Source organism: Raoultella sp. T31 (assembly GCF_002806725.1).
In the GTDB taxonomy this organism is placed as follows: Bacteria; Pseudomonadota; Gammaproteobacteria; order Enterobacterales; family Enterobacteriaceae; genus Klebsiella; species Klebsiella electrica.
The window spans coordinates 86,142-112,574 of the sequence record NZ_PIBO01000004.1; the positions used below are offsets into that span (position 1 = coordinate 86,142).

23 protein-coding genes and 1 pseudogene are annotated in these 26,433 nt (G+C 57.0%); 6 read left to right on the plus strand and 18 right to left on the minus strand.

Annotation, left to right across the window (positions count from 1 at the left end):
* Positions 1-192: 192 nt before the first annotated feature.
* The gene (locus CWM52_RS04135) at positions 193-555 is read right to left on the minus strand and encodes a YibL family ribosome-associated protein (RefSeq protein ID WP_100682924.1); all 363 of its coding nucleotides are present in this window, start codon (positions 553-555) and stop codon (positions 193-195) included.
* A 275-nt stretch (positions 556-830) separates the two neighbouring features.
* Between CWM52_RS04135 and CWM52_RS04140 the strand changes: the two genes are divergently transcribed.
* Complete coding sequence (locus CWM52_RS04140; RefSeq protein ID WP_100682925.1) at positions 831-1,037, plus strand: hypothetical protein; 207 nt, start codon at positions 831-833, stop codon at positions 1,035-1,037.
* A 6-nt stretch (positions 1,038-1,043) separates the two neighbouring features.
* Here CWM52_RS04140 and mtlR read toward each other — a convergent pair whose 3' ends face one another.
* From mtlR to CWM52_RS04155, 3 genes are all read right to left on the minus strand, one after another.
* Positions 1,044-1,643 carry a mannitol operon repressor MtlR gene (mtlR, locus tag CWM52_RS04145; protein ID WP_100682926.1) on the minus strand — a complete coding sequence of 200 codons (600 nt, stop codon included), beginning with the start codon at positions 1,641-1,643 and terminating at the stop codon, positions 1,044-1,046.
* Positions 1,640-2,788 carry a mannitol-1-phosphate 5-dehydrogenase gene (mtlD, locus tag CWM52_RS04150; RefSeq protein ID WP_100682927.1) on the minus strand — a complete coding sequence of 383 codons (1,149 nt, stop codon included), beginning with the start codon at positions 2,786-2,788 and terminating at the stop codon, positions 1,640-1,642. The genes mtlR and mtlD overlap by 4 nt, the downstream gene beginning before the upstream one ends.
* 136 nt (positions 2,789-2,924) lie before the next feature.
* Positions 2,925-4,835, minus strand: coding sequence for a PTS mannitol transporter subunit IICBA (locus CWM52_RS04155; protein WP_100682928.1), 1,911 nt, complete (start codon positions 4,833-4,835; stop codon positions 2,925-2,927).
* A 376-nt stretch (positions 4,836-5,211) separates the two neighbouring features.
* Between CWM52_RS04155 and CWM52_RS04160 the strand changes: the two are divergent.
* From CWM52_RS04160 to selB, 4 genes and pseudogenes are all read left to right on the plus strand, one after another.
* Positions 5,212-5,382: pseudogene (locus CWM52_RS04160) on the plus strand (hypothetical protein); the annotation flags it as partial.
* A gap of 76 nt (positions 5,383-5,458) precedes the next feature.
* On the plus strand, positions 5,459-6,067 hold the full coding sequence (locus CWM52_RS04165; protein ID WP_100682930.1) for a glutathione S-transferase: 609 nt from the start codon (positions 5,459-5,461) through the stop codon (positions 6,065-6,067).
* 105 nt (positions 6,068-6,172) lie between these two features.
* On the plus strand, positions 6,173-7,561 hold the full coding sequence (gene selA, locus CWM52_RS04170; RefSeq protein WP_100682931.1) for an L-seryl-tRNA(Sec) selenium transferase: 1,389 nt from the start codon (positions 6,173-6,175) through the stop codon (positions 7,559-7,561).
* Positions 7,558-9,396 (plus strand): selenocysteine-specific translation elongation factor, encoded by a 1,839-nt coding sequence (gene selB / locus CWM52_RS04175; protein WP_100682932.1) that lies wholly within the window; start codon positions 7,558-7,560, stop codon positions 9,394-9,396. Before selA ends, selB begins: the two co-directional genes overlap by 4 nt.
* Before the next feature lie 85 nt (positions 9,397-9,481).
* Here the strand turns inward: selB and CWM52_RS04180 are convergent, their stop codons facing one another.
* Positions 9,482-11,443 (minus strand): glycoside hydrolase family 127 protein, encoded by a 1,962-nt coding sequence (locus CWM52_RS04180; protein ID WP_100682933.1) that lies wholly within the window; start codon positions 11,441-11,443, stop codon positions 9,482-9,484.
* A 10-nt stretch (positions 11,444-11,453) separates the two neighbouring features.
* Positions 11,454-12,854, minus strand: coding sequence for an MFS transporter (locus CWM52_RS04185; RefSeq protein WP_100682934.1), 1,401 nt, complete (start codon positions 12,852-12,854; stop codon positions 11,454-11,456).
* A gap of 261 nt (positions 12,855-13,115) precedes the next feature.
* Between CWM52_RS04185 and CWM52_RS04190 the strand changes: the two genes are divergently transcribed.
* The gene (locus tag CWM52_RS04190) at positions 13,116-13,934 is read left to right on the plus strand and encodes an AraC family transcriptional regulator (RefSeq protein ID WP_100682935.1); all 819 of its coding nucleotides are present in this window, start codon (positions 13,116-13,118) and stop codon (positions 13,932-13,934) included.
* A gap of 86 nt (positions 13,935-14,020) precedes the next feature.
* Here the strand turns inward: CWM52_RS04190 and araD are convergent, their stop codons facing one another.
* From araD to CWM52_RS04250, 12 genes are all read right to left on the minus strand, one after another.
* Entirely contained in the window at positions 14,021-14,716 is a 696-nt protein-coding gene (araD, locus tag CWM52_RS04195; protein WP_100682936.1) for an L-ribulose-5-phosphate 4-epimerase, read from the minus strand.
* Positions 14,710-15,570, minus strand: coding sequence for an L-ribulose-5-phosphate 3-epimerase (locus CWM52_RS04200; RefSeq protein ID WP_100682937.1), 861 nt, complete (start codon positions 15,568-15,570; stop codon positions 14,710-14,712). Before CWM52_RS04200 ends, araD begins: the two co-directional genes overlap by 7 nt.
* Positions 15,571-15,572: 2 nt before the next feature.
* Positions 15,573-16,226, minus strand: a complete 654-nt coding sequence (gene ulaD, locus CWM52_RS04205; protein WP_100682938.1) for a 3-keto-L-gulonate-6-phosphate decarboxylase UlaD — start codon at positions 16,224-16,226, stop codon at positions 15,573-15,575.
* Positions 16,223-17,728, minus strand: a complete 1,506-nt coding sequence (locus CWM52_RS04210; protein ID WP_100682939.1) for an FGGY-family carbohydrate kinase — start codon at positions 17,726-17,728, stop codon at positions 16,223-16,225. Before CWM52_RS04210 ends, ulaD begins: the two co-directional genes overlap by 4 nt.
* Before the next feature lie 54 nt (positions 17,729-17,782).
* A complete protein-coding gene (locus CWM52_RS04215) occupies positions 17,783-19,102 on the minus strand; it encodes an MFS transporter (protein WP_100682940.1) in 1,320 nt (439 codons plus the stop codon).
* Between the two features lie 53 nt (positions 19,103-19,155).
* Positions 19,156-20,091, minus strand: coding sequence for a DUF4862 family protein (locus CWM52_RS04220; protein ID WP_100682941.1), 936 nt, complete (start codon positions 20,089-20,091; stop codon positions 19,156-19,158).
* Positions 20,092-20,136: 45 nt separating this feature from the next.
* Positions 20,137-20,604 carry a YhcH/YjgK/YiaL family protein gene (locus tag CWM52_RS04225; protein ID WP_100682942.1) on the minus strand — a complete coding sequence of 156 codons (468 nt, stop codon included), beginning with the start codon at positions 20,602-20,604 and terminating at the stop codon, positions 20,137-20,139.
* A gap of 11 nt (positions 20,605-20,615) precedes the next feature.
* Positions 20,616-21,614, minus strand: a complete 999-nt coding sequence (gene yiaK / locus CWM52_RS04230) for a 3-dehydro-L-gulonate 2-dehydrogenase (protein WP_100682943.1) — start codon at positions 21,612-21,614, stop codon at positions 20,616-20,618.
* A gap of 113 nt (positions 21,615-21,727) precedes the next feature.
* The gene (locus CWM52_RS04235; RefSeq protein WP_100682944.1) at positions 21,728-22,591 is read right to left on the minus strand and encodes an SMP-30/gluconolactonase/LRE family protein; all 864 of its coding nucleotides are present in this window, start codon (positions 22,589-22,591) and stop codon (positions 21,728-21,730) included.
* 1 nt (position 22,592) lies between these two features.
* Positions 22,593-23,660, minus strand: a complete 1,068-nt coding sequence (locus CWM52_RS04240; RefSeq protein ID WP_227521258.1) for a substrate-binding domain-containing protein — start codon at positions 23,658-23,660, stop codon at positions 22,593-22,595.
* Between the two features lie 63 nt (positions 23,661-23,723).
* Positions 23,724-24,794 carry an ABC transporter permease gene (locus CWM52_RS04245; RefSeq protein WP_100682946.1) on the minus strand — a complete coding sequence of 357 codons (1,071 nt, stop codon included), beginning with the start codon at positions 24,792-24,794 and terminating at the stop codon, positions 23,724-23,726.
* Between the two features lie 13 nt (positions 24,795-24,807).
* Entirely contained in the window at positions 24,808-26,328 is a 1,521-nt protein-coding gene (locus tag CWM52_RS04250; RefSeq protein ID WP_100682947.1) for a sugar ABC transporter ATP-binding protein, read from the minus strand.
* Between the last annotated feature and the right edge of the window lie 105 nt (positions 26,329-26,433).

Genomic DNA, 26,433 nt, shown 5'->3' on the forward strand with positions numbered 1-26,433 from the left:
ATTTTCCCGGATGGCGGCGCGAGCGCCTAATCCGGGCTACCCGATCGCACAATTCCGTAGCCCCGGTCAGCGCAGCGCCGCCGGGGATTTTCCCGGATGGCGGGGGGAGCGCCTGATCCGGGCTAGCCGATCGCACGACCCCGTAGCCCCGGTCAGCGTAGCGCCACCGGGGAGGTTCTCGGGACTAAAGGATTAGAACTCGGTTTTAGAGAAGCCGGTCATTTCTTTGAGGTTCATTTCGCGACCAAGGGCGGTCATCGGATGCACAATCACCAGTCCGCGAACGCTTTTCTTCAGCTTGCCCATATCGGCCTGCTCTTTTTTGGTGATTGCGCGACGATGTGGCAGGCTCATCAGCTTCTGGGCTTCTTTGCTCAGTTTCTGGCCCTGAACTTCGCGCAGGCGAATAATTTCGGCTTCGAGGGTGGTTTTTTCTTTTTCCAGCTCGGCGTATTTGTCCGCAGCTTCCACCAGCGACAGGTCTGCCTGCTGATGGCGGATGGCGTCGAGGCGGTCGCTCAAACGCTTGATTTCATTCTTTTCGACTTCTTTCATGATGACTTAATCTATTAATAAAGGGATTTCGACAACATATAGTATGTGCTGTGACTTCTGTTGTGGGTAGTCATTTATCAAAAGCACGGCGTTTTTTCCGCGGAAGTCTCAGGCGTAATGATTTATAATTATATGAATGTAAATAATATTATTACTAATAGCCGCCTGTTTTTCATCTCTGTGAAGTCTGTCATCAATACCGCACGTTTTCCTCAACCCTGGCCTCATTTTTCGCTAATCCTTTACAGGATAATCCCTGAAAACAGGAGGGCGAGATGGCAAAAATCGGTGACGGCGTACCGCGTATTATCGACAAGACAGTTGATTTTATGGCTTCAAGCCAGGCTTTTATGGAGTATTTGAAAAAATCCCCGCGTTTGCAGCACGTGCCGCGGGAAATCCCGCAGAACAAAGAGGCGCTGTTCCTGAGTCGTCTGGAGTATTACAGGCAGCTTTACCGGCCGACTTGTGACCAGGTGTAACCCGGGTCAGAGCGTTGATTTCTGAAAGGCTTTTTTCAAGCTGATTCGGGAAATCAGCTCGGTCAGAGACAGCATCATTGTTGAACGTACAACCTGCTGGTAGCGCAGCTTCTGCATTGCCAGCAGTTCTTCGTCGCTCTCATCAAACAGCGGCGTCGGCGGCAGAGCGGTCACGCAATGCAGTTCGCCGAAAGGCCCAAGAATCTCATCATCGGTAAAACCGTACTCATTTCCGTCGTGATTCAACTCTTCGCGCAGAGCCATCAGCAGCTCGGCGTCTTCGTATTCGGCGCGGCTAATCACCCCAAGGCCGTAAATCAGCTTCAGGCGTACAGAAAGGTCTCCCAGCGGCCCATCGCCATCCAGCAAGGGCTCCACTGCGTATTTCACCGCATAGTCGTCTTTACGGAACACCTGAAGCACCAGAATATTGACCGCTTCCGTGAGTAGCTCGACGGTGGTGATCAGGAAGCTTCGTACGGTTTTGCCAGCATTCAGACGCTCAAGCACGCGGTTTTCAAATGCCTGTGTTTCTTCCATTATGGCCTGCATATCTGACAGGAGTAGTAATGGGCGCGGTTCGTACCGCGCCAGGTCTTGCCTCATTTGGTGGCGTTGTAGTCGTTAACGGCCTCGGTCACCACGGCGCTTGCTGCATCCAGACCGGAAATTTGTGCCAGCGCAGCCTGGGGACCCTTCTCGTTAATCAAGGCTGCCAGCTCCTGCGCCTGCGGGTCTTCTTCGCTGCGGAAATGCATTGCCGCCGCGATCCCTTTGACCAGGTTAACGTGCGGCAGAGCATATTCCAGCGTACCAAGCAGCGGCTTAATCAGACGATCGCCCGCGCTCAGTTTACGCAGCGGCTGACGGCCCACGCGCTCAACGTCATCTTTCAGGTACGGATTCTCGAAACGGCCGAGGATTTTCTGGATGTAGGCGGCGTGCTTCTGCGCATCAAAGCCGTAGCGTTTGATCAGTACCGCGCCGCTCTCTTCCATGGCCCCCTTCACCACGGCGCGAATGTTCTCATCGAGAATCGCCTCGCGGATTGTCTGGTGCCCGGCCAGTTTCCCGAGGTAGGCGGTTATAGCATGTCCGGTGTTTAAGGTGAATAGCTTACGTTCGACAAATGCCATCAGGTTGTCGGTTAATTCCATGCCAGGGATCGCCGGCAAGGTCCCTTTAAACTGGGTTTTATCGACGATCCACTCGCTAAAGGTTTCCACGGTCACTTCCAGCGGGTCATGCGTCGCAGAGGCGGACGGGGGCACAATACGGTCAACTGCGGAATCGACAAAGCCGACGTTGGCTTCTACCCAGGCTTTATCTTCTTCCGCCAGGGCGTTAAATACGTGGCCTTTAAGCTGTGTGGTCCCGCGCACCATGTTTTCGCAGGCAATGATGTTTAGCGGGGCGGTTATCCCCTGCGCTTTACGCTGCGCCAGTCCTTGCGCAATAGCCGGCGCAATGCGCTCCAGTACCACCGGGCCGACGGCGGTGGTGATCAGGTCAACGCTGGCAATCAGGTCAATGACTTCATCGCCGATGCTGCTGACGGCATTGACGCCGGAGACGGTATCGACCTGCTCGTTTTCACCGACGACATGAACCTGATAGCTATGACGGGCATTCAGGGCATCAAGTACCACCTGATTCACATCGGCGAATGTTAACGCGATCCCCGCGTCAGCCAGCAATTTGCCGATGAAGCCACGTCCGATATTACCTGCGCCAAAATGTAATGCATTCATAGTATTAGCCTTCATTAATGTTTTTACCTGAGAGGGTTCGGGTGAGGCGGGTCCCTCAACCGAACCCTCTCCCCACGTATGAGGAGAGGGTGGACGTTCCCGGATTGCGGCGTGAACGCCTTATCCGGACTCCAGGTTACACTTTCAGCAGAGACAGCACTTCCTCAACGCTGGTGGTGTGGGTCAGGCGCTCAATCACCGACTCATCATCCAGCGCGTTAGTCAGGCTGGTAATCACTTGAATGTGCTCGTTATTGCGTGCCGCGATACCGATAACCAGACGGGCGACGTCATCTTCGTCTTCGCCAAAGCGGACCCCTTCCGGATACTGGCAGAACACCACGCCGGTCTTCAGGACACGGTCTTTTGCTTCGATGGTGCCGTGCGGTACCGCGATGGACTCGCCCAGGTAAGTGGAGGTCAGTTTTTCACGGTCCAGCATCGCCTGCACATATTCCGGCTCAACATAGCCGCCTTTCACCAGCTGCTCGCCCGCAAAGCGGATCGCCTCTTCTTTCGTCGCCGCTTTGCGACCGAGGAAGATGTTCTCTGCGCCAAGCTTGAACAGATTGGTTTCCGGTGCATCAAAGCTGTCTTTCAGGCTACCGTGAACTTTCTTTTCGTTATCAGTATGGCGCTGCGCCGCAACCAGACGCTCGGTCAGGTTGGTGTACAGGCCGCTGTCGAGGAAGTTGGTCAGCGAAATGTGCTGGGCCTGCGGTACCTGGCGCATCGCCCGCTCGGTCAGATCGCGGTGGGTAATCACCAGGTCGACATCCGGCGGCAGGTTGTTAATGGCGCAGTTGGTGACGGAGATATTGCTCAGCCCCGCATCCTGCACTTTTTTACGCAGTACCCCGGCACCCATGGCGCTGGAACCCATGCCGGCATCGCAGGCGACGATGATTTTGCGCACATGGCTCAGATCGTTAGCCACGGTACCTGCAGACAGAGGTGTGGCCGCGCCTTTGGATTCGGCTTTCATATCCTGCATGCGACGGGTCGCAGCATCGATGTCATCTTCTTCTTTCACTTTGCTGGTTTTCAGCAGAATGGCGGAGATCACAAAGGAGACGACCATGGCCGCAATAATTGCCGCGATGTTAGCGAAGTACGCCCCTTTCGGCGTCATCGCCAGCACCGCCAGGATAGAACCTGGGGAGGCAGGAGAAACCAGACCGCCGTTGAGGATAGTCAGGGTGAACACGCCGGTCATACCGCCGAGAATCACGGCAAGGATCAGACGCGGGTTCATCAGCACATACGGGAAGTAGATTTCGTGGATACCGCCCAGGAAGTGGATGATTGCGGCACCGCCTGCGGACTGCTTCGCGTTACCGCGACCAAAGAACATGTATGCCATCAGCACGCCCATCCCCGGACCCGGGTTGGCTTCAATCAGGAAGAAGATGGATTTACCCAGCTCATGAGATTGCTGGATACCCAGCGGCGAGAAGATACCGTGGTTGATGGCGTTGTTAAGGAACAGGATTTTCGCTGGCTCAACGAAGATTGATGCCAGCGGCAGCATGTCATGGACAACCATGAAGTTAACGCCTGCCGCCAGAATTTTAGACAGAACTTCAACCGCCGGGCCAATGCCGAGGAATGCCAGAATCGCGAGGATCATCCCGATAATACCGGCGGAGAAGTTGTTCACCAGCATCTCGAAACCGGACTTAATCTTACCGTCTACCCAGCTATCGAAATGTTTAATCGCCCAGCCGCCCAGCGGACCTGCGATCATCGCGCCGAGGAACATCGGCATGTCCGCACCGACGATGACGCCCATTGTGGTAATAGCGCCGACGACGCCGCCACGCTCACCGCCAATTAACTTACCACCGGTATAGCCGATAAGCAGCGGCAACAGGTAGGTGATCATCGGACCGACTAATTTCGCCAGCGTCTCGTTCGGTAACCACCCTGTCGGGATGAATAATGCGGTAATGATACCCCACGCGATAAACGCGCCGATGTTTGGCATCACCATATTGCTGAGGAAACGACCAAAGCTTTGCACCTTGATCTTGATATCGGATGACATAAAACACCCCTTCTTCTGTTTTGCTTATCGCGTAGGCTAAAAGCCTGAGGCTTGTTGTGAATATGGCGGCAGAGGTCGCCGGACTCTGATTGATAAAGCGAATCTGGCACTGAATCATTAAACTGTCCAGTTGGTGGGTTTTTGTGTGATCTTGATCGCATGAATATAGGTATCTGACAGCTATTTATAGTGATTCTCATCACAAAATTGGTGTGCAAAAAAAACTCAACGGGTCAAAATTAACCCGATTAGGTTAATTAATGTGAATTGCATCACATAATGTTGTTTCTGGTTTGTCTCTATATTGTGATGTTGTTCACAAAAAATAACAGGCTGAATTTTGCGGATGTGATCGCCGACAAACTCTGCGCGCCCGATTGATCCCGTGCGCTATCAGGCCCGGGTCGACAAACTGCAGGCCGAGCTGCACAGCATCAATACCCTGAAGGCACAGCTTTCTGAAGCGCAGGCGAACACGGTGCGTGTTTCCGCCGAGCGCGACCGGCTCTACAAAGACTACCCGCGCTATCGGAAAGGCAGCCAGGCGATTAACGTGAAGTCTGACCTGCCTTTTGCCTGCGCCTGACCCATACTTATCTTTTTGTTGGCGAAAGGAGCAGGCAATGAAACTGATCGGCAGCTACACCAGTCCCTTTGTGCGTAAAATCTCCGTCATTCTGCTGGAGAAAAACCTCCCCTTCGAATTCGTCAATGAATATCCCTACCAGGAGGTGAATGGCGTCGGGAAATACAATCCCTTGGGTAAGGTGCCGGTGCTGGTCACGGACAGCGGCGAATGCTGGTATGACTCCCCGATCATCGCGCAATACCTTGATCAGCTCGGCGCTGCGCCGGCAATGGCGCCATCGGACCCGAAAGAGGCGTTGAAAATGCGCCAGCTGGAGGCGCTGGCCGACGGCGTAATGGAGGCGGCGCAGGCGCTGGTGCGCGAAAAGACCCGTCCGGCGGCGCAGCAGTCAGAAAGCGAGCTGCTGCGCCAGCGGGAGAAAGTAGCCCGTGGCCTTGATGAACTGGAAGCCCGTGTAGCCGATGGCAGCCTGCGGATCGATGAGGTTAATCTGGCGACGATTTCAGCGGCGTGCGCGATTGCCTATCTCAACTTTCGGCGGGTTGCACCCGGCTGGTGTGCGACCCGGCCTCAGCTGATTAAGCTGGTCGACGCGCTGTTTCAGCGCGCCAGTTTCGCCCGTACCGAACCGCCAAGGACTTGACCCAGGCAGGTAACAGTTTCTTTCCGGAGACGTTACAATCAGCGCTGATTTGTTGACTCCCTCTCCCGCCGGGAGGGGGTAAATAACTTACCGCCAGGTCCATTCATGACTACCGATATTCGTGCGCTTTACACCCGGCTTCCGGCCACCGACCGTTTGCTTCGCGACCCTGCTTTTTCTACTGTGCTGGCCCGCTATGGTCATGCTCAGGTGGTGGCGCTGCTGCGCCAGATGCTGGAGGAGGCGCGGGAATATATTCGTCAGGAACAGGCGCTGCCGGGCTGGTGCGATGACTGGCCGCAGGAGACCGGGCGGCGGCTGGCGCAAACCGGGCAAAGCGCGCTGCGTCCGGTGTTCAACCTCACCGGCACGGTGCTGCATACCAACCTGGGGCGCGCTATCCAGGCGGAAGCGGCGGTTGAAGCGGTCGCACAGGCGATGCGCGCTCCGGTCACTCTGGAGTACAGCCTGGATGATGCCGGGCGCGGGCACCGCGATCGGGCGCTGGCGGATCTGCTGTGCCGCATCACCGGCGCGGAAGATGCGTGTATCGTCAACAATAACGCCGCGGCGGTGCTGCTGATGCTGGCGGCCACCGCCGGCGGTAAAGAGGTGGTGCTCTCGCGCGGCGAGCTGGTGGAGATCGGTGGCGCATTCCGCATTCCCGATGTGATGCGTCAGGCGGGCTGCATCCTGCATGAGGTCGGCACCACCAACCGCACCCATGCCAAAGATTATCGCCAGGCCGTGAATGACAATACCGGGCTGTTGATGAAGGTCCATACCAGCAATTACAGCATCGAGGGCTTCACGACAGCCGTCGATGAAGCCGGGCTGGCGGCGATTGGCCGCGAAACGGGTATTCCGGTGATCGCCGATTTGGGCAGCGGTTCGCTGGTTGATTTGAGCCAGTATGGCCTGCCGAAAGAGCCAATGCCGCAGGAGATGATTGCGGCGGGCGTCAGTCTGGTGAGCTTTTCCGGCGATAAGCTGCTGGGCGGCCCGCAGGCGGGGATTATCGTTGGCGAAAAGGCGATGATTGCTCGTTTGCAGCAGCATCCGCTGAAGCGCGCCCTTCGGGCGGATAAAATGACCCTTGCCGCGCTGGAAGCCACTCTGCGGCTCTATTTGCATCCGGAAACGCTGGCCGATCGGCTGCCCACGCTGCGCTTGCTGACCCGCACGGCGGAGGCGATTCAGGCGCAGGCATGGCGCCTGCAGCCGTTGCTGGCCGCCCACTACATGCAGTTTGAGGTGCGGGTGGAGCCGTGTCAGTCGCAAATTGGCAGCGGTTCGCTACCGGTGGATCGCCTGCCTGGGGCGGCGTTGACCTTTACACCGCGCGATGGTCGCGGCAGTCAGCTGGAGGCGCTGGCGACCCGTTGGCGTGGGCTGACGATCCCGGTTATCGGACGGATTTACGATGGCCGTCTGTGGCTGGACTTGCGCTGTCTTGAAGATGAACCCCGGTTTATGGAGATGTTATTACAATGATTATTGCCACCGCCGGACATGTTGACCACGGCAAAACGACGTTGCTGCAGGCGATCACCGGCGTGAATGCCGACCGCCTGCCGGAAGAGAAATCACGCGGGATGACGATCGATCTGGGGTACGCCTACTGGCCACAGCCCGACGGTCGCGTACTGGGGTTTATCGATGTGCCGGGCCACGAAAAGTTTCTGTCTAACATGCTGGCGGGCGTGGGCGGTATTGACCACGCGTTGCTGGTGGTGGCCTGCGATGATGGCGTGATGGCGCAGACTCGCGAACATCTGGCCATCCTGCAACTGACGGGAAAGCCGTCGCTGACCGTGGCATTGACCAAGGCCGATCGCGTTGATGCGGCGCGCGTGAGCGAGGTGCATGCCGACGTGGTGGCGGCGCTGGCCGAATTTGGCTTTCCCCAGGCGACGTTGTTTGCCACGGCGGCGCCGGAAAACCGGGGCATTGACGCGCTGCGCGAACATCTGCGCCAGTTACCTGAACGCAGCCACCCGCAGCATCAGCGTTTTCGCCTGGCTATCGATCGCGCCTTTACCGTAAAAGGGGCGGGCCTGGTGGTGACCGGCACCGCGCTCAGCGGTGAGGTCAACGTCGGCGATACGCTATGGCTGACCGGGGTGGATAAGCCGATGCGCGTGCGCGGGTTGCATGCGCAAAACCAGCCGGTCGAGCGGGCGCGGGCCGGTCAGCGCATCGCGCTGAATATTGTCGGCGATGCGCAGAAAGAGGCGCTGAATCGCGGCGACTGGCTGCTGTCCGTTCAGCCTCCCGAGCCGTCCGGACGGGTGATTGTTGAATTACAGCGCCACACGCCGTTGACGCAGTGGCAGTCTTTGCATATCCACCATGCCGCCAGCCATATTACCGGACGCGTATCGCTGCTGGAGGGGGATCTCGCCGAACTGGTACTCGATACTCCGCTGTGGCTGGCAGATAACGACCGCCTGGTGCTGCGCGATATCTCCGCCCGCGCGACCCTGGCGGGGGCCCGCGTAGTGACGCTAAATCCGCCGCGGCGCGGGAAACGGAAAGCGGAATATTTGCAGTGGCTTCATGCGCTGACGGCGGCTGCGGATGACGCCCAGGCACTGGAGACGCACCTGCAGCGCGACGCGGTACGTGTGGATGAATTTGCCTGGGCCCGCCAGCTGAATGAAAATGGCCTGGCGGCGCTGACCCGCAACGCTGGCTATCTGCAGGCGGGTCATAATCTGCTCAGTCCTGCGCTGGCGGCGCGCTGGCAGACAAAACTCCTTGATGCGCTGGCGCGCTATCACGATCAGCATCGCGACGAGCCTGGACCGGGCCGCGAACGTCTGCGGCGCATTGCGCTGCCGATGGAGGACGAAGCGCTGGTGCTGCTGCTGATTGAACAGATGCGCGCCAGTGGGACCATCGACAGCCATCACGGATGGTTGCATCTGCCGGAACACAAAGCGGGCTTTACCGAAGAGCAGCAGGCCATCTGGCTGCGGGTTGCCGACCTGTTCGCCGATGAGCCCTGGTGGGTACGCGACCTGGCGAAAGAGGCGGGCGTTGAAGAGTCGCTGATGCGCGCGGTGCTGCGTCAGGCGGCGCAGCAGGGCATGATTACCGCGATCGTCAAAGATCGTTATTATCGCAACGATCGGATTGTGACCTTTGCCAGCATGATCCGCGATTTGGATCAGTTGCGCGGTTCGACCTGCGCGGCAGACTTCCGCGATACGCTGAACGTCGGCAGAAAGCTGGCGATCCAAATCCTCGAATATTTTGACCGGACTGGCTTTACCCGCCGGCGCGGTAATGACCATATTCTGCGCGATAAGGCGTTGTTCCTGTAAGTCTCTTCAGGCGTTTTCGGACAGCACAGCGCCGACGGGGATTCTCTGGTTGAACTCCCTCGGGGCGCTGCGATACCTCCCGCGCTTATTCGTCCGTTTCTTTCACCCAGATGCGCATCTCTCCTTCGCCGCGATTGGCCCAGCTAAACCACGGAATAAAGGTTAAGGTCTGCGGCTGGCGTGAGGCTGGCGTGCGGTCGTAATTCCACAGCGCCTGACGTTCCGCATTCTCCGCCGTTTGCTTATAGCCCGGCGCCTGGAGAAGTATCTTGTGAGCAAAAATCCCTTTGCCTTCAAAAGCGCTGAACCGTGCGTGACGCGGCAGCTGTAGGTTATGCAATTGCTCGCCGTTGTCCGCCTGCTCCAGACAATAAACCAGCGGCCCTCGCTGTACGGCGACCTGGCCTGCCTGATGGCGCACCAGCGAATTACCGTAAACGCGGCGCACCGGCATAGGCAGCGTTAGCAGGATAGTGTCGCCTTCCTGCCAGCGACGGCTGATGTGCAGATAGCCTTTGCGTACATCCTGTGGAACGGGCACACCGTTCAGCGTCACCTGCGGCTTGTCGCACCAGTCCGGGAGGCGTAACGCCAGGCTATGGTCGATTGGTATGGGCGAGTCGATTGCTATTTTCACCTGCTCCTGCCACGGATAGTTACTGCTGATACGCAGCCGCAAGGTCGTATCGCCAACCGGGATCTCCGCGCTGTTGCCGACATACAGATTGATGTAGAGCGCTTCTTCACGCGGCGTATAGATATAGTGCCCCAGAGACGTGAGTACGCGGGCGATATTCGGCGGGCAGCAGGCGCAGCCGAACCAACGCTGACGAACGGGCTTCACGTGGTCATAAATATGATTGAATTTTAACGACTTCGGGTGCACTTCCAGCGGGTTAACGTAGAAGAAGTGCTTGCCATCCAGCGCCATTCCTCCCAGCACGGTGTTATACAGCGCGCGTTCCATCACGTCGGCGTACTGGCTGTCGGCCTCCATTTCCAGCATTCGGCGAGCAAACATCATTAAACCGATGGATGCGCAGCTTTCGGCATAGACCGTGTCGTTTGGCAGGTCATAGTCGCTGCTGAAGGCCTCACCGCTGCTCTGCGAACCAATGCCGCCGGTAATATACAGCTGACGCTGGGCCATATTGTTCCACAGGCGCAGGCAGTCCTGACGTTTGCCTTCGTCCTGGCTTAAGCGGGCGAGATGGGCGATGCCGGTCATCAGGTAAACAAAGCGAACCGCATGACCGATGGCGACGGGCTGTTCAGAAATCGGCTGGTGCGCCTGGCTGTAGGGCTTATCCATCACCATCCACGCCGGGCCGTAGGTATTCCAGTAGGACGTTTTGCCGCGTTTCGCATATTCGATATCGTAAAAATGCGGCTGCGTTCCGCGCGTTTCGACGAAATAGTTCGTCAATGCCAGATAGCGCGGCTCCTGGGTCACGTCATACAGGCGCATTAACGCCAGCTCGATCTCCGGGTGCCCAGGATAGCCGTGCAGCTGATGTTCTCCGGGGCCAAACACGCTGTCGATATGGTCGGCGAGGCGGCAAACCACCTCCAGCAACCGACGCTTACCGGTCGCCTGGAAGAAGGCGACGCCCGCTTCAATCATGTGCCCGGCACAGTATAGTTCGTGGCACTCGGCGAGGTTAGTCCAGCGTTCTGCAGGCGCTTTGACCGTGAAGTAAGTGTTCAGATAGCCATCTTCACACTGGGCGGCGGCCACCAGTTCAATCACCTCATCGGCGGTTTTTTCCAGCCCGGCGTCCGGCTTCTGACACAGCGACCAGGCCACGGCTTCCAGCCATTTCGCCACATCACTGTCCTGAAATACCATCCCGTAAAACTCCCCCTCCTGCAGCCCTGCGGCAATGCGAAAGTTTTCGATCGCATGGCTTGGATCGGCTTCGTCGATGCGATCGTTCAGTGCATCCCATTGGTAGGGAATCACCACATCGCGCACCAACTGCTGGTACTGACCGAGGAACGGGTCGCTGATTTTCAGTTTGCGTAGATTGACTTCCATTACAGACATGACGGACTCCTTAAGGCTGAACATGACGCGCATGCAGGTCGGTGGCAATGCGCACCATCATCGGATTATTGAGCTTGCAGACGCGGATCGAAAAGGCCAGCAGCAGGTGGAACAGGGCGGGCAGCAGGGTTTCCATTGAGGCGATCCCGGACAGCGACAGGGCCGTTTGGTTGCCGGCGCCCGGCTGATAGGCCACGTAGATAAAAATCAGGCTGATAATTCCGGCGCTGGAGGCCCACGCCAGCTTGATGAAGAACAGGTTGAAGGCAAAGTTCATACCGGAAGAACGCACGCCGGTTTTCCATTCGCCGTAGTCGTCAGAGAAGGCCATCAATGAGAAGTGCAGCGGCAGGGTGAAGCCGAGAATAATACCGTTGCTGAGGATAACCACCAGCCACAGGGTCTGGTATGCCTGGCCGGTTGGTAAAAACCACATCGCGATGGCCAGGGCGGCCAGCACCAGGTTGGTGTAGTAGTAGAGCTTGATGGTATCGAAGCGGCGTGAAAGCAGGTTGATGATGATGGAGCCGAAAATCGATGCGAAGGTCACCATGGTGAAAAATAGCGAAGTGTAGCCGGTAGACCCTTCAAGGACGTAGGTGATGAAGTACATATAGCCGCCGCCGCGGATATTAAAGACGTTGATCAGCAGGAACGACATCACCAGCATCAGCAGCAGCTGGTCGTTTTTACGCAGACCGGCGATATGCTCCCGCAGTGTAAATTTACCCATCATGTCTAGCGAGACGCGCTCGCGGACCCAGAAGAAGCAGCACAGGAACATCACCACCGCAATGGCGCAGAGTACGCCGACGCCATACTGATAGCCTTGGGCTGTGTTGCCCTGACCGAGCGCTTTTACCAGCCACGGCAGCCCGACGGAGACCAGAAACCCCGCTACGCCGCACAGGACAAAGCGCCAGGACTGGCACGAGATAACCTCGCTATGGCGAGTGGTCATGGTGTTGATCAGCGCGCAGTACGGCACGTTAATCGCGGTGTAGCTCATCGACAGCAGCAGATAGGTGCCGAATGCCCAGGCGATTTTTACCCCCATGCTGGCATCAGGCACGGTAAACGTCAGTACGCCGATAATACCGATCGGCACGGCAATCCACAGTTGCCAGGGACGAAAGCGCCCCCAGCGGCTTTGAGTTCGGTCGGCGAGAACACCCATAATGGGGTCGGAAATCGCGTCGAAAACGCGCAGGGCCAGGAACAGGGTCCCGACCAGCGCGGGCGTTAGCCCAAAGACATCGGTATAGAAAAAAGTTAAAAAGTTCATGATCAGGCAGGTAATGACCGTTCCGCCTGCATCCCCCAGCCCATAGCCTACTTTTTCACGTACGGATAATTTATCGTCCAGCGCTTTTTGCGCCGGATCGGTAGTGGAAATTAATGTCGAAGTCATGGAGAACGCCTCACGTATTCGGAGATTTTGTTTCCAGAAAATAAGCCGCCTGGTTGTGGCTCTTGTTGTGTAGTTTGCAAAGTACCTTTTTATTTTGCATTGAATTCACCACACGACAAGGGAAGGGAAAAGTACAAAAAGGTGATGATTCCGACCTGATTGAGAAAATGTGATTTCGATCCGCTCAATCAGGCTGTTTTCGTTAATAATCAATAATAAGATGATTATTTTCATCACGTATTAGCGAGAGTTGACATAGTTATGCTCGAATTATCCATAGCGCTTCCGATCCGGGTGCAAAACGGAGGGTTATTTATTTCTCGCGGCGTGGGCAGCCACCCGTCGCGTACCCTGCATTCCTGGGAAGTTATTTTTGTTGAAAAGGGGACATTAACGATCCGTGAAGAGGATAAGATTTTCACGGTAAATTCAGGAGAAAGTTTATTACTCTGGCCGCAACGCCGTCATGTCGGCGTGGGGGAATTTCCGGCAGATTTAAAATTTTACTGGCTGCATTTTGAATTAACACCAGCGGTGGAAAAAAAAGCGCATCAATCGGTGTTGATGTTACCGCAGCACACAACGTTAAGTGACCCACAATATATGACCGGGTTATTTCGACAATTCTTAAATGAGCAGGAAAATGTGCATCGTAGCGTAGCGCTGGAATGTATTTTGCTGCTGATTCTACAGCAGATATCCGCCTCTGCTTTAAGCGAAAGCGCGGGGAATAACCCGGGTATTGCGCTGGCCTGGAAAGCTCGTCAGATGATCGGTACGCACTTTCATCTGCCCATTTCGGCGTCGCTGCTGGCGAAAGAGTTGCATTGCAATGTGGATTATTTAGGTCGGGTTTACCGACGGGCCTTTCGTCTGACGTTAACCGAAGCCATTCACCGTCAGCGTGTACGGGCAGCGGAGAAGCTGTTGATCAGCGATTCGCTGTCGCTAAAAGAGGTGGCGGAGCAGTGCGGTTTTCACGATGTGGGCTATTTTCGGCAGATTTTCCGCAAGCATATCGGCATAACGCCCGCCGCATGGAAGCGGCGGTATTGTAAGGAGCATATTAATTCGGAATAAGGCTCTGGCATTGCGTGGTCTGATACCCTGACAAGCTTCCGATGCTCTCCCGGCGGAAGCTTGTCAGGGGGCCGCAGAGGCGTCGCTCACTGCCCATAATAGGCATTTGCTCCGTGCTTACGCAGGTAGTGTTTATCCAACAATTCAGCCTGCATATCCGGCAGCTGTGGGGCCAGCTGGCGCGAGAACAGGCCCATATAGGCGCACTCTTCCAGCACCACCGCATTGTGCACCGCGTCATGGGCATTTTTACCCCAGGCAAACGGGCCGTGGGAGTGCACCAGCACCGCCGGAACCTGCATCGGGTTCAGGGCGCGCTCCTCAAATGTTTTGACGATCACCTCGCCGGTTTGGTACTCGTACTCGCCGCCGATCTCTTCAGCGGTCATCAGGCGGGTGCACGGGATCGTTCCGTAGAAATAGTCCGCGTGGGTGGTGCCCCAGGCGGGCAGGTCCAGTCCGGCCTGTGACCAGATGGTGGCGTGGCGGGAGTGAGTATGCACAATGCCGCCGATCTCCGGGAAGCGACGATAGAGCGCCAGGTGCGTTGGCGTATCGGAAGAGGGTTTTTTGCTGCCATCCACCACTTTGCCGCTGGCGATATCCACCACCACCATATCTTCGGCTTTCATCACGGCGTACTCCACGCCAGAAGGTTTAATCACCATCAGTTTGCCGCTTTCATCCACCGCGCTGACGTTCCCCCAGGTGAAGGTAACAAGCCCGTGAGCGGGCAGCGCCAGGTTTGCCGCCAGCACCTCGGCTTTCAGTTGCTCTAACATACGAATCCTCCTTCCTCCATACGGGCTTCAATCCAGCGGCGGGCCTGAATGATTTCCAGTACCGGCTCTTTGGCTTTTTCAGTCCACATCTCAATCAGAAATGCACCGCGATAGTTCAGGTTCTGTAATGTGCTGAAGAGATTGACGAAATCGACGCATCCTTCACCAAACGGCACATCACGGAACTGGCCTGGGCTGGTGTCGGTGACCGGCTGCGTGTCTTTCAGATGAATCGCGGCGATGCGGTCGATACCCAGAGCCAGCTCCGCCGGGACGTCATTACCCCAGGCACTGAGGTTGCCCACGTCCGGGTAGACGGTGAACCACGGCGAGGCGAGCAGTTGGTCCCATTTTTTCCACTTGGTGATGGAGTTCATAAACGCGGTGTCCATGATCTCCACCGCCAGCATCACCTGAGCCCCTGCGGCCTGTTCAACGGCCCACGCCAGCCCTTCGGCGAAACGCTGCTGAGTGCCCGCGTCATGCTCCTCGTAATAGACGTCGTAACCGGCGAGCTGGATGGTGCGGATACCCAAATCGCGCGCCAGCTTGATGGCTTTGCTCATGATATCCCTGGCCCGCTCACGCACGGCTTCGTCGCGGCTGCCGAACGGAAAACGGCGATGCGCGGAAAGGCACATCGACGGAACCGACACATTGGTTTCCAGCATCGCTTCCACTAACGAGGCGCGCTGGGCGGTGGTCCATTCGAGTCGCGACAGGCGCTCATCGGTTTCGTCGACGGACATCTCCACGAAGTCGAATCCGCAGCTTTTCGCCAGAACCAGACGCTCCGGCCAGGATAAGTCTTTCGGTAACGCTTTTTCATAAATACCTAATGGATGGTTACGCATAATTACGCTCTCCAGATGTCGCGAATGCGGGCGTGGAACTCTTCAGCCACCTGCTGCGGATCGGCGGCGCTGGAAAGGGCGCGTCCGGCAATAAAGGCCTTCACGTTAATCTCTTTGAACAGCGGCAGGTCGGCAGGGGTGATGCCCCCGGTGACGGAGAGCGCCAGGCCGATATCCGACAGCGCTTTCATGCGCGCCAGATCCACTTCACCCCACTGCTGGCCGCTCGCCTGAGCGTCGCGCCCACGGTGATAAATCGCCTGACGCACGCCGGCGCTGTACCAGTCGCGGGCATCGTCGAAGGTCCAGTTACCAAACAGCTCGATTTGGATTTCGCCTCCGCGCGCAGCAGCGACGGCGTGACCTTTCTCGATGGTGGCCAGCGGCGCGGCGCAGATGATGGTCATCCAGTTGGCCCCCGCGTCCAGCGCCTGCCGGGCCAGGGTTTCCCCGGCGTCGGCGACTTTCCAGTCGGCGACGATCAGTTTTTCCGGGCATTGGGCGCGCAGGGCGCGAATGGCATGTAGCCCCTCGCTCAGGCAGAGAATGGTGCCCGCTTCTACGATATCCACACGGTCTTTTAACAACGCAACATCGCGCTGGGCGGCGGCAAGGTCGGTGTGATCGAGCGCCAGCTGCAGTAATGGTCGGCTCATAAAGAGTGCTCCTTAATACGGGCGTGAAAGCCCTGAAGTGCTTCAATTAACATCTGGTAACGGCGGTATTTGCGCTGGTAGGCCGCGTGGGCGTTCATGTCCGGCGTCAGGGTGCGTATTTCGTAGCTGAAGGTCTGCTGGGCATCGGTGAAGTTTGCGTAAACGCCGGTGCCGACGAGAGCCGCAATGGCGGCACCAAAGCAGCCGGTCTCTTCCACCTGCGGCAGTTCAACCGGCAGGCCGCTGACGTCCGCCAGCATTTGCATCCACACGGGAGAGTGCGCCGGGCCGCCGGTGACGCGCAGGGAACGTACCTCGGTAAAGCGTTCGCGCATGCGGTTGAGGTGCGTCATGTGGCTAAATACGACCCCTTCATAGACCGCCTGTAGCAGGTGCGCGCGGGTATGCAGCGCCTGTATGCCATAAAAGCCGCTGGTCATCTCAAGCCCGGCGTTACTGCCGTACAGGAAGGGCAGGAAGAAGACATCGCTGGCGGCTTTCGGCAGGCTGTCGACGAGCTTGTTGATTTCATCAAAGCTGATGTCGCCAAGTTGTGCGGTCAGCCATTCGAGGTTTCCGGAGGAGGTAGGACTGGCTTCGTGGACGATGTACTGGCCAGCATTAACGTAGCGTCCGTAGACGAAGGGGTGCGCTTCGTTATCGCGCAGCCCTTCAGCGATGCCGCTGGTGACCGCCCAGGTTCCCATGACGGCGTTCAGCGTGTACTCGTCATCAAGCCCGGCGCAGAGCGCGGTAGAAACCACATCAAACAGACCGCCCACAACGGGAGTTCCCGCCGCCAGACCGGTCATGGCGGCTGCCTGAGAGGTGATTTCACCGCTGATTTGGGATGAACCGACAATGGGCGGCAGCGCAGCGTCGATTTCGCTGATGCCAAGCCACTGCGTCAGGCGGGGATCGTACCGCCCGGAGGTCATATGGTAGAGGTTGGATTCAGAGATATTGCTCTCTTCGCAGCCTTTCACGCCGGTGAGGCACCAGCGCAGATAATCGTGGCCCATCATCACGCAGCCAATTTGCGCGTAACGCTGCGGCTCATGCTCCTTCACCCAGCGCAACAGTGAAGCCGGGTGCCCGGTCCATAAAGTCTGGCGCGTTAACGGGTAGAGCTTTTGCGGAATGCCGTCCTGCTGCCAGCGTGTGACGATCTCCATCGCGCGGCGATCGGAAGAGAGGATCGCGGTGCCCAGCGGCTGGTCATTTTTATCCAACAAAAACAGCCCTTTGCCCTGAGCGGAAATCCCGATGCCATCGACTTGTTCACCGCGAATGCCGGTGCGTTGCAGCAGACGGGAAATGGTTGCCGCGCAGTGCTGCCACAATGCCGTCATGTCGCGCTCCGCCCAACCGGGCTGCGGGCTGAGGGTGTGAACGGACCGGCGTTCAATAGCGAATTCTTTACCCTGGCTGTTGTACAGGCCTGCTTTCAGATAAGTACCGCCACAATCGATACCCAGCCAGAAGGTCTCTTTTTCACTCATCTTTTTTTCCTGGTTTGCATCCCCTCCCGGTGGGAGAGGGTTGGGGTGAAGGCGTCAGATCGCGCGTTTCGGTGCGTTGACCGCGCCGATAGACGCACTGTTGGCATCGCACCGGGACGGCAGCAGCAGCGCCATCAGCGCGGCAATCGCCAGTGAAATCGCCAGGCAGTAAACGCCCGCATCTTTGCTGTAAAGCGTGATCAGCACGCCCACGGCATACGGGCCGCAGAAGCCGCCGAGGTTGCCGAGGGCGTTGATCACACCGCGTGCGCCGCCGGCCATTTCGGCGCTGAACAGACGGGCAGGGATGGTCCAGAACACCCCGGCAGCGGACTGCAGGAAGAAGCCACAACCGACCAGCGCGGTGTACGACAGCCAGACACTCTCTTTCAGCACAACGGAAAGGAACATGCAGGCGGCGAAACCAATCAGCGGCAGGGAGACGAACAGTTTGCGTTTGCCGGTGCGGTCAGACAGGGAAGAGAACAGGAACATCCCGGCAATCGCCCCCACGTAAGGCAGAATGGCGAGCATCCCGACCTGGCCCATACTGGTGTGGGTCAGCTCTTTCAGGATGGTCGGTAGCCAGAGGGTGTAGCCGTAAATCCCGGTCTGGTAGAAGAAGTTCAGGGCAATCAGTTGCCACATGGTGCGGTCAGACAGCACAGTGCCCAGAGAGGCATTCACCGTGGTTTTACCGGCAATGGCACGCTGTTCAGCGGCCAGGGTTTCCACCAGGTACTTTTTCTCCGCGTCAGAAATCCAGCGGGCTTCCTGCGGGCGGTCATAAATCGTCAGCGCCCACATCACCAGCACGACGAGGGAGAGCAGACCTTCGATGATGAACAGCCAGCGCCAGTCGAGGGCGGTGATTATCCAGCCAGAGAGTGGGGCGGTGATGATCCCGGCGATCGGCACGAACATGATGACGATGGCATTCGCGCGACCGCGTTCGGCATCCGGGAACCAGTTACTGATCATGGTGAGTACCACAGGCAGCATACCGCCTTCCGCCACACCCAGCAGAAAGCGCAGCGCCAGCAGCTGGTAGTGGTTGGTAACAAGACCGGTGAACACGGAAATCACCGCCCACGCGACCAGCGACCAGCCGATGAATTTTTTGCCGCTGCCGTGAACGGCGATTTTGCCGCCGGGAACCTGTAAGAAGAGATAGCCGAGGAAGAAAATACCGCCAGCCAGGCCTGCCATCGTCGCGGTGATGCCTAAATCCTGATCCATCCCGCCGGGCATAGCAAAGGCAATATTCACACGGTCCATATAAGAAATAATACAGGTGATAAGAATCGGAGGAATAATTCTTAACCAGCGTTGGCGCGGAATATCCGCGGTTGTAGCGTAAGAGGAAGTATTCATATTAATCTCGTGTTTAAATTGACTGACCTTGCGATGAAATTGACGCTTTATATTTATTGTCGGGCTATGTTTAGCGCGTGAATGCCATCGCGTAATATGGCTATGCGATGATTCGAATCAGCATTCGCATCAATTTCCAGTAACTTAATACCGGCAAACTGTAATTGTGCTGAATCAGCCACATTAAATAATTCTTTTGCGTGAGCCGCTGTTAACAGGCCTTGCGGGCAAAACGGGGCGAACGGTGCGTGCAGGTCAGTCCATTCGCCGTACGGCCCTTCGGTCGCGGTGCCAGAGAACATCAGCGCCCCCAGTTTGCCCGCGGCACGTGCCGCCTGAGTATGCGCCAGCGGCAGGGCGGCGTTACGCCCTTCAATCGCTGAACGCGCCCAGTTGATACAGATATCAATGCGGTAACCCGCCAGCACCTGCAGCACGTTTTCCAGCGGCAGAAAGCCTTTGCGTGGCGCAGGCTGGTTCATGGCATCACAATGTTCCAGCATGAGTGAGCATGACCAGTCCCAGTCCGCAATCTCTTTGATGGAGCGCGCGAAGGCATCGGTTGCCTGCTCTACGCTCGCATTACCCGCAAGCGGTGCAGCCTGCAGTTCAAGGGAGATGACCTTGCCGGCAAAACGTTTGTTTAGTGCATTGATTTTGTTGTGTAAATGACGATGGAATGCGACGCATGCCAGACGCTGTTCTTCATCGCTGGAGGCCAGGCCGAAAGCCGTGTTGCCACCGCCGCGGCGACGCATCGTTTCCGGGATGGCCGTCACCACCATCTTCCACTCCTGCGGCGTATGCTGGAGCAACCACTCATCGCCATAGGGATGAAAGTGCTCATGGCATGGTTGTTCCAGCCCACGGATGTGGGGCGTATCCGCGAGTAAGCGCCAGAATTCCGTCTCTTCTTGATCGCTCTTTTGGTGAAATGAGGGCGCGCAAGGGTATGCGCCGATGATATAACCGGCGTCATTTCTTTCCATTTTTCACTCCTTTTATTTATCGGTGTTCGATAAATAAATGACGGATTAATCTAAAGCGGAAATAGCAACTTTAACCACTATTTTCCTGATTTCCGTTTCCCGGTGTTTTTTACAGGCCGGACGGTGAACATCCTGCGGGAAAAATATGGCATAGTTCCCCGGTCTCATTTCTATTAACGATTCGTTTTCGCTGTCGTGATAGAAAATAATATCCCGCTGCTCAAGTAATTCTTCACTTACTACATTATTGCCGGTATCGATAGCGACACCGATCTGCTCTTCACCGGAATATAAATACTGGATATCGAGGTAACGGCGGTGCACCTCCGGGCGCAGTTCATCGTGCGGACGGGTGGTCAGGTCGAGGATCTGCGCGAAGATCGTGCGCCCCTCGATTTCGACCACCCCGGTCTCCAGCTTGCTGAAGTCCGTGGTGCGCAAAAATTCCAGCGCTTTTTCAATCGCTGCCGGATACCGGCAGGCGTTAGGTTGAGAAATATGTCCATAAATCATGATGATATTCCTTACAGCGCTTTGATTTTTGCCCACACGCTGTCATCAACGGTGATTCCGTTGCGGCGGTTCTCTTCCAGCAGACGAGCAAACTCATGACCGGGCAACCGCACCGGCACGTTTTCGTCGGCCCGTTCGGCGCTGGTGATGTAATCCATGATGCGTTGCAGCTTGGCGTCGCGGGTGGCGCCATCGATCAGCTTGTCCACTTCGATAGCAATAAAGACTTGCGAAATGTTGAACTCGTCGCTGTTGTCTTCAGTGACCGCAGCAACGGAAGAGCCATCGGAGAGCAGGGTGGCGATCATGTCCAGCACGATGGAGAGGCCTGAACCTTTCCAGTAGCCCATCGGCAGAATACGGCGGTTTTTCTCGATGGGCGCCGGGTCTTTGGTCAGGTTGCCTTCGTCATCGAAGCCGCCGTCAACCGGCAGCTGGCGGCCTGCCAGGCGGTTCACTTCCAGCATGCCGTAGGAGAACATCGACATGGACATGTCCACCATGGTAATCGGCGTAGACGGAATGGCGACGATCAGCGGGTTAGTCCCGATGCGGCACTCTTTGGCGCCCCACGGCGGCATCACGGCAATGGAGTTGGTCCAGCAGATGCCGATGTAGCCTTTTTCCGCCGCCTGCCAGCCGTAGCTGCCGCCGCGCATCCAGTGGTTGGCGTTGCGCACAGCAACCAGGCCAATACCGTGGTCAGAAGCCAGTTCAATTGCCCGGTCCATCATTTTTTTGGCGGTCAGGTTGCCGATAGATCGCCGGGCATCCCACTGTTCAATCGCCCCCAGTGAAGCGGTGCGTTCTGGCAGGGCCTCAGGGATGATATCGCCGTTTTCCAGTTGCTGAATAAAGCGTGGGAAACGGTTGACGCCGTGTGAATAGACCCCTGACTCGGTGGTGCGGGCGAACATTTCCGCACAGGCATCGGCGGTTTCAGCCGCCACACCGCGTGCCAGCAGGACGCGGTTAAACTCATTTTTAAGGTCAGAAAAACTCAATAACATACGCTTTCTCCATGACAACTTTTCGTTTCACATAGTGGAATGTTATTCCACTAAATGGTGTTGGGTTGCAAAAACACGCCGGCAGGACCGGTGTGTTTCGGCGTTACTCCGGTTTATCCCTGAAGGCGGGATGGGGCGAGGGTCACCCGGTACAGCGATGTCGTCGCCGTAATAAAAAGCGTATTCCCGTCGGGGCCGCCAAAAGTGCAGTTAGAGACGCGCTCGGGGACCGCAATGGTGTCCAGTAATTCGCCTGCGGCGGAGAAAATCAAAATCCCTGTCTCGCAGCTGCAGTAAATATTCCCGTCCCGGTCGACGCAAAATCCGTCCGGAATACCCGGTTTAACCTGGGTTACGACGTGGGAAAATAACGCGTTATCGCCTTCAAGGCGGTAAGCACGAATTTCCCGGCGGCCCTGGCTCGGAAAATCAATAACCGACATATCTGCCACGTATAGCCATTTATCATCTGGCGAAAAGGCCAGCCCGTTGGGGCGCTGGGTATCGCTGATGGCAATAGCGACCTGGTTTCGTGCTTCATCAAATCGGTAGACGTAGCAGCCAATGACCTGGCTTGCGGCGCGATAGCCCTCTTCGTCGCTGATGATGCCGTAGGGCGGATCGGTAAACCAAATCGACCCGTCCTGGCGCACCGCGATATCGTTGGGGGAGTTAAAACGCAGCCCGTCGACTTTATCCACCAGCAGAGTGTGATTGCCTGCGGCGTCGGTACGGCTGATACCGCGCCGACCGTGCTCGCAGGTCAACAAACGCCCTTGCAAGTCCCGCGCGTTGCCGTTGGCATAGTGGGATTCGGCGCGGAACACGCTGACCCCATTTTGCGCATCCCAACGGAACATTCTGTTGCCCTTCACATCGCTGAAAATCAGGCACTGCTGGTCTGCCAGCCACACCGGGCCCTCTGCCCAGATCGCCGGTGAGCACAGGCATGCAAAACTTCCCGTGACGACTAACATCTCACTTCACTCCCCAGATGGCTTTGTAGCGATCGCGATAATGGTTGTCCGGGTCAAATTCGTTGTTCTGGCCGCCGTCGGCGCCGATGTTCTCTTTGGTCACCAGATGCGCCGGGGTGACATAGCCAGACGGCTCTTTACCGGCGAAGGCGCGGTTTAATTCATCCAGCAGCTGCCAGCCGTGCAGTTTCAACGGCTCGGGTACGGTTGCTACCTGCGCTTTGCCTTCACGCACGCGCTGGTAGGCGGTGACGGAACCGTCGCCAGCGGAGATGTTGTACGGCGGCTTATCTCCGGTGCCTTTGCCCGCGGTTTGCAGGGCTGGAGCCATAAAGTCGAAGTACAGGTCGTTAATCGCCAGCGAGTATTCGAACCTGTCGCCATATTTTTGGATCAGGCTGTAGGTCATGCCCGGCATGCGGTTGGAGGTGTCGGCAAGCGGGGTATCGATAAACTCCACCACCTGGCAGCCGCTGCACTGCTCAATCACCTTCTTCATTGCGTTGGCTTTATCCAGCGCGATTTGGTACAGCGAGTCGGTGAAAATAAGCACTTTGGCGGTACCGTTGGATTTCGCCACCGCATACAGCGCCGCCATGCGCGAGACTTCGTTCGAGTCGGAGGTCACGTTGTAGAAAATGTTGTAAGCCGGAACCGGGCCAGGCGCGGGCACCGCGTGCCAGGCGGTCAGCACGATGCCCTCTTTCACGGCTTTTTTCAGCGGAATTTTGGCGACGTTGGGGTTCCAGCCGCCAATGACGATACCGTCTGGTTTGCGGGCGATCGCCTGGTTAAGCGCCGCCAGTTGATCTTTCACCGAACCTGCGCCATCCAGCACATCCAGCTGCCAGCCTGCGGCTTTCGCCGCTTCTTCCAGACCTTCTTTAACGCCCAGCACGCCGCCGTTTTTCATGTCCGAGGCGATGAAAATGATCTTCTTATCAGGCTGCAGCGTCGGGCCCTGGGTTGGGCCATCCCAGGCGGTGACTGGCGCGGTCGCTTTGGCAATCGCCGTTTTCGCCTGCTGAACAAAGGTATCGTCGGCGATGCTGAAACCACTTGCCATCATCAACCCGGCAGCCAGACAGTACTGAACTATTTTGTTATTCATTTTCAGTTCCTTACGCGAGAGTCATTGGGTAACGGAGGAGCCTGATGCTGGCGATTGTGCCCGCTGCACCAGTTTTTTATTTAATGCCCGACGGCGTTGAGCATAGCCCGCCAGGGTAATCGACAGCAGCAGCGTCGCACCGTTGAACAGCGGTTCGACCCAAAACGCGCCGCCGAACTGCTGGATGCCCGCAATACCGATCGCCAGCACCGCAATACCGACCACCGTGCCCCAGACGTTCACCCGGCCGGGACGAATGGTGGTGCTGCCAAGGAACGCGCCCACCAGCGCCGGGAGCAGATAATCCATACCAACGCTGGCCTGGCCCACGCCCTGCTCGGCGGCGATGATCACCCCGGTAAAGCCGGTTAAAGTGCTGGAAGTGATAAATGCCCCGATGATGTAACGATTAACGGAAATGCCGTTGAGCGCTGCGGCGATCGGGTTACCGCCCACCGCGTACATGCAGCGACCAATCGGGGTATGTTCGGTGATAATCCACAGCACCACGGCGGCAAAAAGGACGTAGAAGGCCACCACCGGAATACCGAACAGGTCGGAGTGATGCAGGGCGATAAAGGCGTCCGGTAAGTCACCGACGATCTGCCGACCGCCAGAGTGCCAGAGCGCGATGGCGTACAGCACCGTACCGGAACCCAGGGTCGCAACAAAGCTGTCGATATCCGCCAGCGCCACCAGAATACCGTTCAGCAAACCGTAGAGCGCAGAGAGCACCAGCACGATCGCCACAGCGGCGGGCCAGGAGAAACCATATTCGACCTGCAAAGTAATGGCGAGGATGTGCCAGAGCACGATGCCGAAGCCGACGTTGAGGTCGATTTTGCCGACAATCATCGGGATGGTCGCCGCCAGCGCCAGCAGGGCGATTTTCGATTTGCTGTCGAGGATCGCCTGCAACGTCAACAGGGAAGCAAACGAAGGCGTTGTCAGTGAAAAAACGATAACCAGCACCACACAGATCGCGGGTAAACCGTAACGGGTGGTTAATTGTCCAAGCCAGGTGGCCACACCGTGTTCATGAAGTGATACGCGTGATTCGAGGGCCGTCGATTTCATTGATGTTTTAGCCATAACGCACTCCGACTTAATGTATGGTGCCGCTGCCCGATGCCAGCTCAAGCAATCTGGCAAAGGTGACATCCTGGTTGAGCAGTTCGCCGACGATCTGCCCGCGGTTAAATACCAGCGCCCGGTTACAGATGTGCGCCACCTCTTCCAGGTCGTTGGAAATGACCAGAATGGCAACGCCGTTTTGCAGCGCCTGATTGAGTAAATCGTAAATTTCTGCGCGTGCGCCCACGTCAACGCCTGCCGAAGGGTCTTCCAGAATGAGCAGAGGGGCATTGAGCGAGAGCCAGCGTGCCATGACCACTTTTTGCTGGTTGCCGCCCGACAGTGCACTGATTTCAATATTTATCTGCGAGGGGCGCACGTCGAACTGGCGGATTTTCTCCCGGCTCAGCGGCGCTTCGCTTTTTTCGTTATAGCGGGAAAGCGGCGCATGACCGTGTTTACAGGGGTTCATAAACAGGTTTTCACGCACCATCATGCCCGGAATCAGACTTTCATGAAGACGGTCGCCGGCGACAAAAGAGACGCCGGCGGACATCGCCTCCCCTGGTGTTGTCGCCGTAAACGGCACGCCATTTAAGGTGATTTGTCCACTTTCCTGCGTCCTGCAGGCAAACAGTAAACGTCCAATCTCTTCCTGACCGGCGCCACGCAGACCGGCGAGCGCCACCATCTCACCGGCACGCAGCTCGAAGGAGACCGGCCCGGTATCGCCCACTTTGACGTGGTCCATTTTCAACAGCACCGGCGCGCTGGCATCGGGTAAGGCCTGGCGCTGGTCATCACGCAGGTTTTCGCCCACAATCAGTTCGACCAGACCACGCAGGCTGTAGCGGCTGATATCGCCGCCTCCGGCGTAGCAGCCATCGCGCATCGCACAAACGGTATCCGCCATCTCCATCACCTCATCCAGGCGGTGGGTGATGTAAATCATGCCTACCTGCTTCTCGCGCAGGATGTTCATGACGCGGAACAGGTGGCGTACATCGTCGGCAGGCAGTGAGGCGGTCGGTTCATCGAGCACCAGTACCGAGGCGTCAACTGCCACCGCGCGGGCAATCGCCAGCAGGGATTTTTCGGTGCGAGAAAGGTCAAACACGCGGTCATCCGGGTCTATCTGAATGCCGATATCTTCCAGCGCTTTTTGCGCCTGGCGTTTGGTGGCCGCCCAGTCAATCAGACCGAAGCGACGGGGAAACCCCATCACCAGCGCCATGTTTTCGGCGACGGTCATCCACTCTACCAGGCCTAAATCCTGATGAATAAAGGCGATAGGCTGTTCGTTGCCCTGACGTAACGCGGCGGCAGAATCCACCGGCTGACCGCGAAACAGGATCTCGCCGCCATCACGGGAATAGACGCCCGCCAGCACCTTAATCAACGTCGATTTGCCAGCGCCGTTTTCTCCCAACAGCGCCACAACCTGGCCCGGGTAAATATCCAGACTGACGTTATTGACCGCCACATTGCCACCAAAACGCTTGATGATGTGGCGCATAGATAACAACGGAGACAACACTGCTGCTTCTGTCATTTAAGGTGACCTCCCGATGAGGGGGTGAGAACGTTTTGCACGCTATAAATTTCACTATGCGAAATTTGATTTCAAATATATCGATCATGATTTCACAAAGCAATC

Excerpts from the sequence above, each read along its gene's own strand:
- ulaD (WP_100682938.1), bottom strand. The coding sequence starts at position 16,226 with ATGAGCCGACCATTACTGCAGCTGGCGCTCGATCACACCGACCTTGCC.
- CWM52_RS04220 (WP_100682941.1), bottom strand. The coding sequence starts at position 20,091 with ATGGAAAGAAATGACGCCGGTTATATCATCGGCGCATACCCTTGCGCG.
- CWM52_RS04140 (WP_100682925.1), top strand. The coding sequence starts at position 831 with ATGGCAAAAATCGGTGACGGCGTACCGCGTATTATCGACAAGACAGTT.
- CWM52_RS04245 (WP_100682946.1), bottom strand. The coding sequence starts at position 24,794 with ATGGCTAAAACATCAATGAAATCGACGGCCCTCGAATCACGCGTATCA.
- yiaK (WP_100682943.1), bottom strand. The coding sequence starts at position 21,614 with ATGTTATTGAGTTTTTCTGACCTTAAAAATGAGTTTAACCGCGTCCTG.
- mtlR (WP_100682926.1), bottom strand. The coding sequence starts at position 1,643 with ATGAGGCAAGACCTGGCGCGGTACGAACCGCGCCCATTACTACTCCTG.
- CWM52_RS04185 (WP_100682934.1), bottom strand. The coding sequence starts at position 12,854 with ATGACTTCGACATTAATTTCCACTACCGATCCGGCGCAAAAAGCGCTG.
- CWM52_RS04155 (WP_100682928.1), bottom strand. The coding sequence starts at position 4,835 with ATGTCATCCGATATCAAGATCAAGGTGCAAAGCTTTGGTCGTTTCCTC.
- CWM52_RS04190 (WP_100682935.1), top strand. The coding sequence starts at position 13,116 with ATGCTCGAATTATCCATAGCGCTTCCGATCCGGGTGCAAAACGGAGGG.
- CWM52_RS04250 (WP_100682947.1), bottom strand. The coding sequence starts at position 26,328 with ATGACAGAAGCAGCAGTGTTGTCTCCGTTGTTATCTATGCGCCACATC.
- CWM52_RS04200 (WP_100682937.1), bottom strand. The coding sequence starts at position 15,570 with ATGCGTAACCATCCATTAGGTATTTATGAAAAAGCGTTACCGAAAGAC.
- CWM52_RS04135 (WP_100682924.1), bottom strand. The coding sequence starts at position 555 with ATGAAAGAAGTCGAAAAGAATGAAATCAAGCGTTTGAGCGACCGCCTC.
- araD (WP_100682936.1), bottom strand. The coding sequence starts at position 14,716 with ATGTTAGAGCAACTGAAAGCCGAGGTGCTGGCGGCAAACCTGGCGCTG.
- CWM52_RS04180 (WP_100682933.1), bottom strand. The coding sequence starts at position 11,443 with ATGTCTGTAATGGAAGTCAATCTACGCAAACTGAAAATCAGCGACCCG.
- CWM52_RS04225 (WP_100682942.1), bottom strand. The coding sequence starts at position 20,604 with ATGATTTATGGACATATTTCTCAACCTAACGCCTGCCGGTATCCGGCA.
- CWM52_RS04210 (WP_100682939.1), bottom strand. The coding sequence starts at position 17,728 with ATGAGTGAAAAAGAGACCTTCTGGCTGGGTATCGATTGTGGCGGTACT.
- mtlD (WP_100682927.1), bottom strand. The coding sequence starts at position 2,788 with ATGAATGCATTACATTTTGGCGCAGGTAATATCGGACGTGGCTTCATC.
- CWM52_RS04165 (WP_100682930.1), top strand. The coding sequence starts at position 5,459 with ATGAAACTGATCGGCAGCTACACCAGTCCCTTTGTGCGTAAAATCTCC.
- CWM52_RS04235 (WP_100682944.1), bottom strand. The coding sequence starts at position 22,591 with ATGTTAGTCGTCACGGGAAGTTTTGCATGCCTGTGCTCACCGGCGATC.
- CWM52_RS04215 (WP_100682940.1), bottom strand. The coding sequence starts at position 19,102 with ATGAATACTTCCTCTTACGCTACAACCGCGGATATTCCGCGCCAACGC.
- selA (WP_100682931.1), top strand. The coding sequence starts at position 6,173 with ATGACTACCGATATTCGTGCGCTTTACACCCGGCTTCCGGCCACCGAC.
- selB (WP_100682932.1), top strand. The coding sequence starts at position 7,558 with ATGATTATTGCCACCGCCGGACATGTTGACCACGGCAAAACGACGTTG.
- CWM52_RS04240 (WP_227521258.1), bottom strand. The coding sequence starts at position 23,660 with ATGATGGCAAGTGGTTTCAGCATCGCCGACGATACCTTTGTTCAGCAG.